Origin of the sequence: Chromobacterium sp. (assembly GCF_041912965.1) — a bacterium.
GTDB lineage: Bacteria > Pseudomonadota > Gammaproteobacteria > Burkholderiales > Chromobacteriaceae > Chromobacterium > Chromobacterium aquaticum.
In genome coordinates this window covers 1-13,777 of the sequence record NZ_JAYSGF010000032.1, presented here as the reverse complement: position 1 = coordinate 13,777, position 13,777 = coordinate 1, and the positions used below count along the sequence as shown (strand labels likewise).

The following is a 13,777-nucleotide window of genomic DNA, read 5'->3' as shown; positions in this document are numbered from 1 at the left end:
GCGCCCCCGGCCAGATTTAAGGACATGCAATGAAAAAACCCGTTATCGACGTCAAGATCCTGGATCCGCGTCTGAAGCAAAACCTGCCCAACTACGCCACGCCAGGCTCCGCCGGCCTGGACTTGCGCGCGGCCATTGAGCAGGACATCACCATCGCCCCCGGCGAAACCCAACTGATCCCCACCGGCATGGCCATCCATATCGCCAACCCCAATCTCGCCGCCATGCTGCTGCCGCGCTCCGGCCTCGGCCACAAGCATGGCATCGTGCTGGGCAACCTGGTGGGTCTGATCGATTCCGACTATCAGGGCCAATTGTTCGTGTCGGTGTGGAATCGCGGCCACGAACCGTTCCGCCTGACACCGCTGGAACGCATCGCGCAAATGATCATCGTTCCCATCGTTCAGGTCGGCTTCAATATCGTCGACGATTTCGAAAGCTCCGAACGCGGCGACGGCGGCTTCGGCAGCACCGGCCGCAACTGAGGCCGCGCGCCGCGCGATTGCCTATACTGGCTCCATGGCGGCGCGGACCCGCGCGCTCCGCGCCCGCAGCCTTGTCAGCCGCACAGCGCCGTCACCAACCGCTCGCAAAGGATGCGCCGGCATGAAGCAGAGTCCCAACGAGGATGACAGCAAGCGGATACTCGACAATCTGGTCGAGCTGACCTCCCAGCGCGAACAGGACATGCTGGAAAGCAGCCTGCTGTCCACCCTGGTCGAGGTGATGCGCGTGGACAAGGTCGAGCTGTTCGCCTGCCGCTGGGTCAACGGCGTACCCTACATCCGCCGGCGCCTGAGCGCCGCAGCCCTAGACGGCAAAGCCCAGATTGCCGAAACCGCCCACGATAGCTGGCTGCCGCCGCCCATCTTTCTCTACGACCTGCTGAACGCGCTGGACAAGGACGACGGCATCTTCCGCATCCCGCACGGCCTGTGCCTGCCGCTGCGCTGCATGGGCAGCATCATTTCCCTGCTGATTATCCACGCCGGCTCCGAGCAAAAGGTCAACAAGGCCATGCTCAAGGCCATGGCCAGGATTCACGAGAACTTCCTGCGCCTGCTGTTCGAAGCGGACCGGGACATGCTCACCGCCTTGAACAACCGCCGTAAATTCGATCTGCGCCTGTTCAATCTGATGGCGACGCAGCTGCAGTCACCCGAGGAGCAGACGCACTGCACTCTGGCCTTGCTGGACGTGGATCACTTCAAGCAGGTCAACGATCAATACGGCCACATGGTTGGCGACGAGGTGCTGTTGCTGCTGGCGCAGTTGATGCAGCAATCCTTCCGCGAAGACGACAGCCTGTTCCGCTACGGCGGCGAGGAGTTCGCCATCATCTTCCAGGGGCTGGTACCCGAACAGGCCGCGGTGGCGCTGGAGCGCTTCCGTGTCCGCGTCGAGCAATACCCATTCCCGCAAGTGGGCAGCCTCACCGTCAGCCTGGGCTATACCCGCATCCTGCCGCAACTGCTGCCGGGGCAATTGGTGGAACAAGCGGATCGGGCGCTGTATTACGCCAAGTCCCATGGCCGCAATCAGGTACACGGCTACGAGGAGTTGATTGCGGGCGGCCTGCTCGACAATACCCAGCGCTTCGGCGAAATCGATCTGTTCTAGCATTTCACGGACGCAAAAAAAGCCGGCTCTGACGAGCCGGCTTTTGCTTGCTGAACGCTAAGCGCTTACGACAGCAGGTGGTTGCTCAATTCGCGCATGCCGGCCGATAGCATCGCCAGATCCAGCGCGCTGAACGACTGCAGTTCGGCGAACATCTGCGCGCAGACCTCCACCTCGTGGTGGCGCTTCTCCATCCACTGCTGGGCAAAGGCTTCCGCTCCGGCCGCGTCCTGCAAGGCCTGCCCCGCCAGATTGCGGTGCACGCGATACAGGTCGTCGCGCAGCGCGGAACGCGCCAGCGACTGCCAGCGGTTGTCGCGTGGCAAGCTGGTGATCGCGTCGCGCAGCCAATCCAGCTGCATCGCATGGCCCAACTGGTAGTAATTCTTGGCCAGTAGTTCCAGCGGCAGCTTGCTGCCTTCGCTGATTTCGATGATGTCGGTCAGCGGCACCGCGAACTCCAGCCGCGCCAACACCTGCGCCAGCGCCTGCGGCATGCCCGGCTGCGTCAGCTTCTCTTCCAGCGCGGCGACCGCCGGGTAGCTGCCGGAGGCGATCAGCTGCGGCAGCTTCGCCAACAGCGCCTGCACCTTGGCCGCGTATTGCTCGATCACCGCGTTCACCGAGGTGAACGGACGCTTGCTGCGCAATACCCAACGCGTCACGCGCTCCACCAGCGTGCGCACCAGCACCATCATTTCCACTTGATGATCGGCCGGCACCTTGTTGTCCAACGCTTCGATCTCGCTCCACAGACGCTCGGCATCGAACACGCGGCTGGCGATCCACCAAGCGCGGGCGATATCGCCGGCGGAGAACGGAGACTCTTCCTGCATGCGGAACACAAAGGTGGTGCCCATGCGGTTGATGATCTGGTTGGCCAACTGGTTGGCAATGATCTCGCGCTTCAGCTGATGCTGCTGCATCTGCGCGCCGAAGCGCTGCTGCAGCGGTTTCGGGAAGTAATTGGTCAGGATGGGCAGGAAGTCCGCGTCATCCGGCACATCGGTGGCCAGAATCGCCTGATCCAGAGAAATCTTGCTATAGGACAGCAGTACCGCAATTTCCGGCACGGTCAGACCCTGGCGCGCCAGACGGCGCTCATTGATATGGGTTTCAGACGGCAGGTACTCGATTTCGCGGTTCAGTTCGCCGGTCTTCTCCATGTGCGCGATCATGCGCGCATGGGTGGTCAGCATCGCGGGCGCTTCCTGACGCTTGATCGCCAGAATCTGGGTTTGCTGGATGTTGTTGCGCAACACCAGCTGCGCCACCTCGTCCGTCATCTCCGCCAGCAACTGGTTGCGCTGCTTCAAGGTCATGTCGCCGGCCTGCATCACGCCGCCCAGCAGAATCTTGATGTTGACCTCATGGTCGGAGCAATCCACGCCGGCGGAGTTGTCGATGGCGTCGGTGGCGATGCGACCGCCGTTCAACGCAAACTCAACGCGTCCCAGCTGGGTGCAAGTCAGGTTGCCGCCCTCGGCCACCACCCGGGCTTGCAAATCGCGACCATCGACACGCACCGGGTCGTTGGCGCGATCACGCGCGTCGGCGTGGCTCTGGGTCGACGCCTTGATATAGGTGCCGATGCCGCCGTTGTACAGCAGGTCGATCTTGGCCTTGAGGATCACATGGATCAGCTCGTTCGGCGCCATGCTGTCCTTGTCGGTTTCCAGCCAGGCCTTCACTTCCGGCGACAGCGGGATGGACTTGGCGGAGCGCTCGAAAATACCGCCGCCCTTGGAGATCAGATCGCGGTTGTAATCAGTCCAGCTGGAACGCGGCAGCTTGAACAGGCGCGCGCGCTCGGCATAGCTCTTGGCCGCATCCGGCGTCGGATCCAGGAAGATGTGCAGATGGTTGAACGCCGCTTTCAGGCAGATGTGCTCGGACAGCAGCATGCCGTTGCCGAACACGTCGCCGGCCATGTCGCCGATGCCAATCACCGTAAAGTCCTGCTCCTGGGTATTGATGCCCAGGTGGCGGAAATGACGCTTCACCGATTCCCAAGCGCCGCGGGCGGTAATGCCCATGCCCTTGTGGTCGTAACCTGCCGAGCCACCGGAGGCGAAAGCGTCTCCCAGCCAGAAGCCGTAATCGGCGGAAATACCGTTGGCGATGTCGGAGAAAGTAGCCGTGCCCTTGTCGGCGGCCACCACCAGGTACGGATCATCCGGATCCAGGCGGCGCACATCGACCGGCGGCACGATCTGACCGTTGACCAGATTGTCGGTCACGTCCAGCAAGGCGGAGATGAAGATCTTGTAGCAAGCCACGCCTTCGGCCAGGAAGGCCTCGCGCTCGCTCGGCGCCGGCAACTGCTTGCCGACAAAACCGCCCTTGGAACCCATGGGCACGATCACCGAGTTCTTCACCATCTGCGCCTTCACCAGGCCCAGCACTTCGGTGCGGAAGTCTTCCATGCGATCGGACCAGCGCAGGCCGCCGCGCGCCACCTTGGAGCCGCGCAGATGCACGCCCTCCACGCGCGGGCTATAGACCCAGATCTCAAACATCGGGCGCGGCTGCGGCAGGAAGGGAATCAGATTGGATTCCAGCTTGAACGAGATATAGGACTTGAACTCGCCGTCGGCACCCTTCTGCCAGAAGTTGGTGCGGCGGGTGGCCAGGATCACCGACAGGAAACCGTTCAGGATGCGGTCTTCATCCAGGTTGGCCACGCCGTCCAGTTGCTCGCGCAACTTGGCCAGCAGGGCATCGGCGCGAGCGTCGTCGGCATGGGCCGGATCCAGGCGCACGGCAAACAGTTCGACCAGCAGGCGAGTGATGGCCGGGTAGTTAGCCACGCACTGCTCGATGTAAGCCTGGCTGAAGGTCAGACCGCCCTGGCGCAGATACTTGGCCAAGGCGCGCACCAGCGAAATTTCACGCCAATCCAGTCCGGCCACCAGCGCCAGACGGTTGAAACCGTCGTTCTCGCAACGCTTGGCGAATACCTGGGTCAGCAGCTCCTGGAAGTCCTGCTGCACTTCCTCACGAGCAATCTGCTCGTCGGCGGAACCAACATCCAGGCCGAAATCGCTGATCCATACTTGGCGGCCATCCGCGCGCTGCACGCAGTACGGATGTTCGTCGCGGACCTTGACGCCCATATTCTCAAGGATGGGCAGACTGGCGGACAGGCCCAACGCCTCGCCCTCGCGGAACAGCTTCAGATTGAAGACCGCCGCGCCGCGGTGGAACGGGCGATACAGCTTCATCGCCAGCGGCGAATCGGCATTCACCGATTCCACATGCTGGATGTCCAGCACCGCGTTGCGCACCGCGAACTCTTCGCGATAAGCCACCGGAAACGCGCCCTTGTAGCGGTTGAACAGCGCGTTGCCCTGCTCCTCGCCATGGGTTTCCACCAGCAGCTGGTGCAACTCCTCCACCCAGCCGCGCACCAGGCGGGCGATTTCCGCCTCGATGTCGGACTCATGGAACTCCGGCAGCTTGGCGGCATTGGTGCGGATGATGTAATGCACGCGCGCCAGCGAGCTGTCGCTGATCTGCACGCTGAACTCGGCGCTGGTGCCGTTGAAGGCGTTCATCAGCACTTTTTCGATCTTCAGGCGCACCTCGGTATTGAAACTGTCGCGCGGCACATAGACCAGGCAGCTGACATAGCGGTGATAGCGATCCTTGCGCACGAACAGGCGCACGCGCGGACGTTCCTGCAGGCTGACGATGCCTTCGGCGATCGGCCCCAGCACCTCGGACGGAATTTCAAACAACTCATCGCGCGGATAGCTTTCCAGCACGAAGCCCAGCGTCTTGGATTTATAGCTGTCGTCCACGTAGTCGCAGTTGTTGACCACGGTCGCCACTTTCTGGCGCAGGATGGGCACGTCCTTCGGCGAATCCTGGTAGGCGCTGGCGGTATACAGGCCCAGGAAGCGACGCTCGCCTATCACCTCGCCCTTGTCGTTGAAACGCTTGATGCCGACGAAATCGATATAGGCCGGACGATGGATGATGGAGCGAGTCTGCGATTTGTTCAGAATGATCAGTTGCGGCAGATGCGCGAGCTCGCGCAATTCCTGCGGCAGCTGTTCGAAGCTGGCGGAGTACTCTTTATCACCCTGGTCTTGCAGGATGCCCAGGCCGGACTGCTTGACGATGCGCAGGCTGTCCTTGCCGTCGCGGCGCACCAGATCATAATCGCAATAGCCCATGAACAGGAAATTGCGCTTGGACATCCAGGCCAGGAAGTCCACCGCCTCTTTGGCTTCCGCCGCGCGCTTGCCCTTGACCACGGACAGATCCTTGCTGATCTCGGCCAGCACTTCGCGCATCTTGGGTTCGTCGCTTACCACTAGGCGGATATCGGCGATCACGCGGTTCAAATCCGTTTCCAGCTGCTTCAAGGCCACCGGATCGGTCACGCGGTCGATCTGCACATGGATGAAGGACTCCAGGGGCAGACTGCGGTCTTCGGTGCGCTTCACCGCCTGGATCACGCCGCTCTTGTCGCGGCCGACCGACAGCACCGGATGCACCAGCAGGTGCAGGTTCAGATTGTGTCGCGACAGCAGCATGGTGATGGAGTCGATCAGGAACGGCATATCGTCGTTGACCACTTCAATCACGGTATGGGTGCTTTGCCAGCCATCACGCTCGAAATCGGGGTTGTAGATGCGCGCCTTGTGTTGGCCGGCGCTGCGCTTGGCGCCGAACGCATAATGCGCCGACGCCGCACCGAACAAGTCCAGCGACGAAAACTGCCGGAGGTCGGCATGCTCGGCTTCCTCGAAGTAAATCGGGAAGAAGGGTTCGAGCTGGTGTTTCTCCTTTTCGGAAAGCTTGGTCTCTGCTACGGCCTGAATATCGGCGATCAGGCTCGCGAGTTCGGTCTTATTGGTAAGCGACATGTTGCTTCTCTTGTTGTGTGCACGGAGTGTGTCGAGGCATTGTAGATACCCCCATCATGCTGGGATTTCCTTAATGCGACGTGGACGTACAGTTTCGTGGAAAAGCTGTGCGCGGCCGACCGATGCCAAAACGATAAATGGCGGCAAACACCACTTTTTTGCTTACAGCAATGCGACGGCAGCTTACAAGTTCCTTTCCTGGCGCCACATTGTACACAAGTCAGAAAACAAAATATAAATCGTTGATTTACAAGCAATTTCACACCGACCCCCAATATCAGGTAGAATGCAACCACCTGCTCACACCGATTGCCAGACAATGGCCCCATCTTGCGCACGGCGGATAACCGTTGCAAGCTGCGGCCAACTACTGGCAAAAGTAGAAAAAACTACAATGGTTCCGGCTTGGGCGAGACATCGTGAGCAGCCTCGTTTCAAGCGCCGGGTTTACAAGCTTGGGTTTGCGTCCGATTCATATCCAGACCAACCGCCCGATAGAGAAGTAGAAATTCACTCCATGAAAAAAGTCCTGATCGCCTCCGCAGCGGCAGCTCTGCTGTCCGGTTTTTCCGTCCAAGCAGAGACTCTGCGTTTTGGGGTTGACCTCAACTACCCGCCGTTCTCCAAACAAGGCGCCGATGGCAAACCGCAAGGTTTCGACATCGATATGGCCAATGCCCTTTGCGCCGCCATGAAAGTCAGCTGTCAAATCGTTCCGCAAGACTGGGACGGCTTGATCCCCGCACTCAACGCCAACAAGTTCGACGCCATCCTGTCCTCGATGCAGATCACCGAGGAGCGCAAGAAAGCCGTCGATTTCAGCCGTAAGTACTACAACATCGCCAGCCGCATCGTCGCCAAGTCCGGCACCGCGGTCGACCAGAACAGCTTCAAGGGCAAGAAGATAGGCGTGCTGCGCGCGTCCACCCAGGAAAAGTTCGCCAAGGACTACTGGGGCAAGTCCGGCGCCACCATCGTGCCGTACGCCAAATCTCCGGAATCCTTCCTGGACCTGAAGTCCGGCCGCGTTGACGCCGTGTTCGTCGATGGCGCCGTTGGCGACCAGGAATTCCTGAAAACCGCGAACGGCAAGGGATACGCCTTTGTCGGCCCGAACTACGCCGACGTCAAATACTTCGGCCTGGGCGCGGGCATCGCCGTCAAGAAAGGCAATAAGGCATTGGCCGAGCGCCTGAACAAGGCCATAGACCAAGTGCGCAAGGACGGCAGCTACAAGAAGGTGCAGGACAAGTACTTTAGCTTCGACGTCTACGGCGGTTAATCCCCCAACAGCGATCGCAACCGTCCCGGCTGACCACTAGGCGCCGGGCGGCTTACTGCCGCCCGATCCGCGCGCAAGCCGGGATTTTTTTGCTCTGCAGCCTCAAGGCCGGCAGGGCAAGGACCAGCCTTGCGCGCAAGGTTGACGAACGAGGCAGTATCACTATGTTTTTGCAAGGTTACCTTCCCAGCATCCTGCAAGGAGCGGTGCTCACATTGCAGCTGGCCGGCTCAGCACTGGCCGTGTCCATCGTGCTGGGCCTGATTGGCGCATTGTTCAAATCCGCTCACTCCAAGCCGCTGGTCTGGCTGGCGGAACTCTACTCCACCGTGGTCCGCGGCGTGCCGGACCTGGTCTGGATGTTTCTGCTGTTCTTCGGCGTCCAGATGATGATCAACGATTTTTGCGGCTATATGGGCTGGACTAGCCCCAATATCGATCCCTTCATCGCCGGCGTGCTGACTCTGGGCTTCATCTTCGGCGCGTATATGACGGAAACCTTCCGCGGCGCGATGATGGCAGTGCCCAAAGGGCAGATGGAAGCCGGCATGGCCTACGGCATGACGCCGCTGCGCGTGTTCTTCCGCATCACCGTTCCTCAAATGATCCGCTTCGCGCTGCCCAGCTTTTCCAATAACTGGCTGGTGCTAGTCAAATCCACCGCCCTGGTGTCCGTGATCGGCCTGAACGACGTGATGTACCGCGCCGACGCGGCCAAATCGACAACGCAGGAGCCCTTCACCGTCTATATGATCGTCGGCCTGCTATTCCTGCTGATCACAGGGGTATCCAATCTGGTACTTGGACAATTGGAAAAACGCTACTCGCTGGGCGTCAAGGAGAGCGAACTGTGATCGACTTCCAACTGGTTCTGGAAAAGCTGCCCGCCTTCTTCGGCGGCGGCGACGGCCACGCCGTCATGAGCACCCGCGACGGCCTGTTGCTGACGCTGGAACTGCTGTTCATCTCCCTGCTGCTAGGCATGGCGATGGCGGTACCCATGGCGCTGATGCGGGTGTCCAAGAACCGCCTGGCCTCTGGCTTCGTCCGCGTCTATAGCTACATCTTCCGCGGCACGCCGCTCTTGGTGCAGCTTTTCATCATCTACTACGGCCTGGCCCAGTTCAACTGGGTTCGCGACAGTTGGGCCTGGGACTACCTGCAAGACGCGTACTTCTGCGCCATCCTCGCCTTTACCCTGAACACCGCGGCCTATACCACCGAAATCATCGCCGGTCAGATTCGCAACACCCATTGGGGCGAGATCGAAGCAGCCCAGTCCATGGGCATGAGCAAATGGCTGATGATGCGCCGCATCGTGCTGCCTTCCGCGCTGCGCCGCGCGCTGCCGGCCTATAGCAATGAAGTCATCATGATGCTGCAAAGCACCGCAATCGCGGGCCTGGTGACGCTGGCCGACATCACCGGCGTGGCGCGCCGCATCTATGCCGACAGCTATATGGCTTTCGAGCCCTTCCTCACCGCAGCCGCCATTTACCTGGCGCTCACCTTCCTGCTGGTCTGGCTGATGAAGCAGGCGGAAAAACGCTGGCTGGCCTATCTGGCCCCACGCAAGCATTAATGCGGATAGCAATACAGGAATACCATCATGCACACCCCCACCGATAAAAACCTGAAGCTGCAAGTCAGCGATCTGCATAAGAGCTACGGCGCGCACGAAGTGCTGAAAGGCGTGTCGCTAACCGCGCACGCCGGCGACGTGATCAGCATCATCGGCTCCTCCGGCTCAGGCAAAAGCACCTTCCTGCGCTGCATCAACATGCTGGAACAACCCAATAGCGGCCGCATCCTGGCCGCTGGCGAAGAACTCAAGCTGATCACCGACCGCAAGAACGGCGCGCTCAAGGCCGCCGACGCCCAGCAGTTGGCGCGCATCCGCACCAAACTGGCCATGGTATTCCAGCATTTCAATCTGTGGGCACACATGACAGTGCTGGAAAACATCATCGAGGCGCCGATTCACGTGCTGGGACTGAGCCGCGACGAAGCTTGCGCCCGCGCCCGCAAATACCTGGACAAGGTTGGCCTGCGCGGCGTGGAGGACAAATATCCGGCCCATATGTCCGGAGGTCAGCAACAGCGCGTCGCCATCGCCCGCGCGCTGGCCATGGAGCCAGAAGTCATGCTGTTCGACGAGCCCACCTCGGCGCTGGACCCGGAACTGGTCGGCGAAGTGCTGCGCGTGATGAAGGACCTTGCCGGCGAAGGCCGCACCATGGTGGTGGTCACCCATGAAATGGGCTTTGCGCGCGAAGTATCCAACCACGTCATCTTCCTGCACCAGGGGCGGATCGAGGAACAAGGCCATCCCAAGGAAGTGCTGGTCCGTCCGCAGAGCGAGCGATTGGTACAATTCCTCTCCGGCAGCCTGAAATAAATCGTACAATAGGAAAATGTCGCACACCATGCCGGGCCGCCCGGCATGGTGTGTTTTTATAATATCCATTCTTCTTCCGCGAAAACCCATGGGTCAGCATCCGTCCCACCCCGTCAAGCCAATGCGCTACGGCTTCCTGCTCTTGCCCCATGCCTCGATGGCTGACTACGCCATGGCTTCCGAGGTCCTGCTGCACGCCAACTGGCTAGCGGAAAAGAAACTCTACGAAACCCTGCTGCTTTCCCTTGACGGACAAGCGGTGCCGCTCTCCAACGGCACCCGGCTCGCCGTGGACCTGCCATTGGATGGCGCGCCCAAGCTGGACTGCCTGCTGGTGCTCGCCGATGACATCAATCCCGACTTCAGTCTGGACACGCTGAGCAAAGGGCTGGCCTCCTGCAACCCGGACAAAATAAGCTTGGGAGGCATAGGCTGCGGCAGCTACTGGCTGGCTCGCACCGGCTACTTCAACGGTCTACGCGCCACGATACACTGGCGCGAGATCAGTCGCTTCACCGAAGAATTCCCCGACATCATTACCTCGTCCAATCTATTCGAGATCGACGGCAAACGCCTCAGCTGTGCCGGCGGCGCGGCCACTTTCGACTTCATGCTGACCCAAGTGGGCAGCCAGCATGGACATGAGTTCGTCGCTCAGCTGTCGGAACTGTTCAGCATGGAACGCATCCGCCCCGGCAACGAGCGTCAGCGCATTCCGCTCGCCACCCGCATCGGCGGCAGCCAGCCCAAGTTGACGGAAGCGGTCAGCCTGATGGAGGCCAATATCGAAGAGCCGCTGAGCACCGACGATATCGCCTACTACGTCGGCGTCTCCCGACGCCAGCTAGAACGGCTGTTCAAGCAATACCTGAGCACGGTGCCTTCGAAATACTATCTGGAATTACGGCTGAGTCGAGCACGCCAGCTATTGCAGCAAACCAGCAAATCCATCGTCCAGATCGGCCTCGCTTGCGGCTTCTCCAGCGGCCCGCACTTCTCCAGCACCTACCGCAACCATTTCGGCATCACACCGCGCGAAGAACGCTCGCACCGCACCCAAACCGCCATCCAGGAAATCCGGCCCTAAGCCACGCGTCAAAGCACGCCAGCGCCGCAACCGTCCGGCGAAGGCATCACCGGACGCGCCGGCTCCCCTTGGCGTGATAGCGGCAGCTCTATGCGGAAGCAGGCGCCGCTGGCTGGAATGTTCTCCGCCGAGATCAAACCACCATACTGCTCCACTATCGTCTGGCAAATGGACAAACCCAACCCCATGCCATTCGGCTTGGTGGAAAAGAATGGATGGAACAGCACCTCCAGCGAACTCGGCGTAATGCCGCGTCCGGTATCGCGGACCTCCAGAATCGCCTTTTTGCCCTCGCGCCGGGTATGCACGATCACATGGCGCTTCATCACCGGCTCATCGCGCAAGGCATCCATCGCATTCGACAGTAGATTCAACACCACCTGCTCAAGCTGGATGCTATCCGCGAACACCGCCACCGGATATCCGGACAGCAGCTGCACCACTTCGATGCCACGCTCCTTCAAATCGTACTCGGCCAAGAACATGCAATTGCCAACCACCTGATTCAAATCGATCAGCCGCGTCTCGATCGCCCTCTTGCTGACCAGGGCTCGCAAACGCTTGATGATCTCCCCTGCCCGCTCCGCCTGCGCTACCGCCAACCGTAAAGCCGCATTCACTTGCGCGGGAGCATCCTCCACCCCCTCCAGCAATTGGATGCTGGCCTGGCAATAATTGGCAATCGCCGTCAATGGCTGATTCAACTCATGCGCGATACCGGAAGCCATCTCGCCCATGGTATGTAGCCTGGCGACATGCGACAGCTTTTCCAGGTGCTCCTTGACCTTGCTTTCACTAGCCTCCAACGCCGCCACCGTCCGCAAGCGCAGCGGCCCCAGGTCGCGCAATGCGCATACCACCCCTATCAGGCTGCCATCGCGGGAAAACAACGGCGAAACCCCGCCCTCCACCGAGCGGATCTGCCCGCGAGCCGACGTCAGCTGCATCCGTTCCGCCAGCACCACCGGCTGCGCGGTGCGGAAGCATTCGCGAATCGGATCCTCGGCAAACTCGGCAGCCAACTCCGCCTGCAAATGGAACACCTCGTGGCAGACCCGCCCCACCACCTCGCCGGCATCCATTCCCATCAACTCCAGCGCCATCGGATTGGCCAACTCAATCGCGTGATCCTGCCGCAAAATGATCACCCCATCATGAATCGCGCTCAAGGTGACCGAGGCTCGCTCGCTCTGCAGAAAAATCGCTTCGTCCGATTGCAGGCGCTCCTGCCGCAAAGCCATGCGCTGCAGATGAAGCAGGCCGGCGAACACAAAGAACGCCAGCAATAACGACTGCTGCCACAGCAAAGGCAGGATAGCCAGATCCGTTACCCTCAGATCCCGGGCCACCCCCAGCACGAAAGGCTGTGCTTCGCTCGCTAGCGGCAGCCTGGCTTCCAGGCGCCGCAATACCGGCCACCAATCACGCTCGGACGATGTATGCAGACGCTGGAACAGCGGTGGACCACCCGAGGCCTCCCCTCCTTGATACAAGGCCAGGTCCAGCCCAGGCAACAGACGCTCCAAGGCCGGAGCCTGCAATAAACGATCACAGAACACGACCAGCCCCACCACCCCAATCAAACGACCCTGCGTCCTGGCTTCCTGCTCGAACAACGGCTGCAATAACAAATATGCGCGGCCACCGCCCTCATGCAATTCGAAGGCGCCACTGGATACCCGCCGCCCCGATTCCAGCGCACGGAGCAAGGCAGGCCTGAAATAATCATCCCCCAGGATGTCGTAGCCGAACATCGGACCGGCCTCGGGACGGTCCGGCTCCAACATAGAAATCACCAGTGACTGCGGGCGCACCGCCGCAGGCCGCCACTCTCGGCGTCCAGCCACATCAAAGTCGCGAATATAGAAGGTTTCGCCAAACTTGCCGCTCATCTGATGTAGAAAAGCCTGCCGTTCCGACATGGACACACTCTGGAAAAACACAAAGGAATGGAGTTGCGGGTAATGCGGCAGCAACTCACGGGCAAAGGTGCCCAAGGCGGCTGCCTCAAACGGCCGGCTGGCCACCATCAGCGCATCCACGGACGCCAGCACCGATTCGTTCTGATCCAACTTGCGCGCCACTAGCGCATGCGCGCGTTGCGCCACCGACTCGAACTCATCCCTCAAGCGCTGCAACTCGCCGATACCCCACAGCACCGCCACCAGCAAAGCGCTGAGCACCCATGCCAGTACGAACAAGTGCACCCCGTCCCGCCTGAACTTTCTCAAAATCTCCGCCTTGATTCCCAGTCTTGATGCTGGAATTCTATTCATTACCAATAGTTTTTGCTGAGCAATTAGACGCAATTCCGGCCATAAATACAGGGAATGGCATGCAATAACTTGAAAATCAAAGGGAAAGTCGATAAAAGCTTGAACCGATGTGACCGATACGCGCCGACGTATCACCCGACGCCCCAAACGCAACAAAGCCTCCCCGAGGGGAGGCTTTCGTATCGCGTTTCCACCGCGCCAATGCATAAAGCCCAGCTCGATTGAGCTGGGCTTTGC

The 13,777-nt window shown here is 60.4% G+C and carries 9 protein-coding genes; 7 read left to right on the top strand and 2 right to left on the bottom strand.

Features of this window, described 5'->3' with window-relative positions; all coding sequences use genetic code 11:
* Window positions 1–29 precede the first annotated feature (29 nt).
* Together dut and ACE3QM_RS16360 are read left to right on the top strand one after the other, a co-directional pair.
* Window positions 30–485 carry a dUTP diphosphatase gene (dut, locus tag ACE3QM_RS16365; RefSeq protein WP_019101154.1) on the top strand — a complete coding sequence of 152 codons (456 nt, stop codon included), beginning with the start codon at window positions 30–32 and terminating at the stop codon, window positions 483–485.
* 121 nt (window positions 486–606) lie between these two features.
* Complete coding sequence (locus tag ACE3QM_RS16360; RefSeq protein ID WP_374423375.1) at window positions 607–1,620, top strand: GGDEF domain-containing protein; 1,014 nt, start codon at window positions 607–609, stop codon at window positions 1,618–1,620.
* Between the two features lie 65 nt (window positions 1,621–1,685).
* Here ACE3QM_RS16360 and ACE3QM_RS16355 read toward each other — a convergent pair whose 3' ends face one another.
* Complete coding sequence (locus ACE3QM_RS16355) at window positions 1,686–6,497, bottom strand: NAD-glutamate dehydrogenase (protein ID WP_374423373.1); 4,812 nt, start codon at window positions 6,495–6,497, stop codon at window positions 1,686–1,688.
* A gap of 517 nt (window positions 6,498–7,014) precedes the next feature.
* On the opposite strand from ACE3QM_RS16355, the gene ACE3QM_RS16350 reads away from it, so the two are divergent.
* From ACE3QM_RS16350 to ACE3QM_RS16330, 5 genes are all read left to right on the top strand, one after another.
* Window positions 7,015–7,779 carry an ABC transporter substrate-binding protein gene (locus ACE3QM_RS16350; RefSeq protein ID WP_048407703.1) on the top strand — a complete coding sequence of 255 codons (765 nt, stop codon included), beginning with the start codon at window positions 7,015–7,017 and terminating at the stop codon, window positions 7,777–7,779.
* A gap of 164 nt (window positions 7,780–7,943) precedes the next feature.
* Window positions 7,944–8,633: an ABC transporter permease gene (locus tag ACE3QM_RS16345; protein ID WP_048407702.1), complete on the top strand. Its 690-nt coding sequence runs from the start codon at window positions 7,944–7,946 to the stop codon at window positions 8,631–8,633.
* The gene (locus tag ACE3QM_RS16340) at window positions 8,630–9,361 is read left to right on the top strand and encodes an ABC transporter permease (protein ID WP_374423369.1); all 732 of its coding nucleotides are present in this window, start codon (window positions 8,630–8,632) and stop codon (window positions 9,359–9,361) included. The genes ACE3QM_RS16345 and ACE3QM_RS16340 overlap by 4 nt, the downstream gene beginning before the upstream one ends.
* A 27-nt stretch (window positions 9,362–9,388) precedes the next feature.
* A complete protein-coding gene (locus tag ACE3QM_RS16335) occupies window positions 9,389–10,177 on the top strand; it encodes an ABC transporter ATP-binding protein (RefSeq protein ID WP_048407701.1) in 789 nt (262 codons plus the stop codon).
* 88 nt (window positions 10,178–10,265) lie between these two features.
* Window positions 10,266–11,264, top strand: coding sequence for a GlxA family transcriptional regulator (locus tag ACE3QM_RS16330; RefSeq protein ID WP_231461016.1), 999 nt, complete (start codon window positions 10,266–10,268; stop codon window positions 11,262–11,264).
* An 8-nt stretch (window positions 11,265–11,272) separates the two neighbouring features.
* Here ACE3QM_RS16330 and ACE3QM_RS16325 read toward each other — a convergent pair.
* A partial coding sequence (locus ACE3QM_RS16325; protein ID WP_374423366.1) for an ATP-binding protein occupies window positions 11,273–13,777 on the bottom strand: 2,505 nt, incomplete at its 5' end.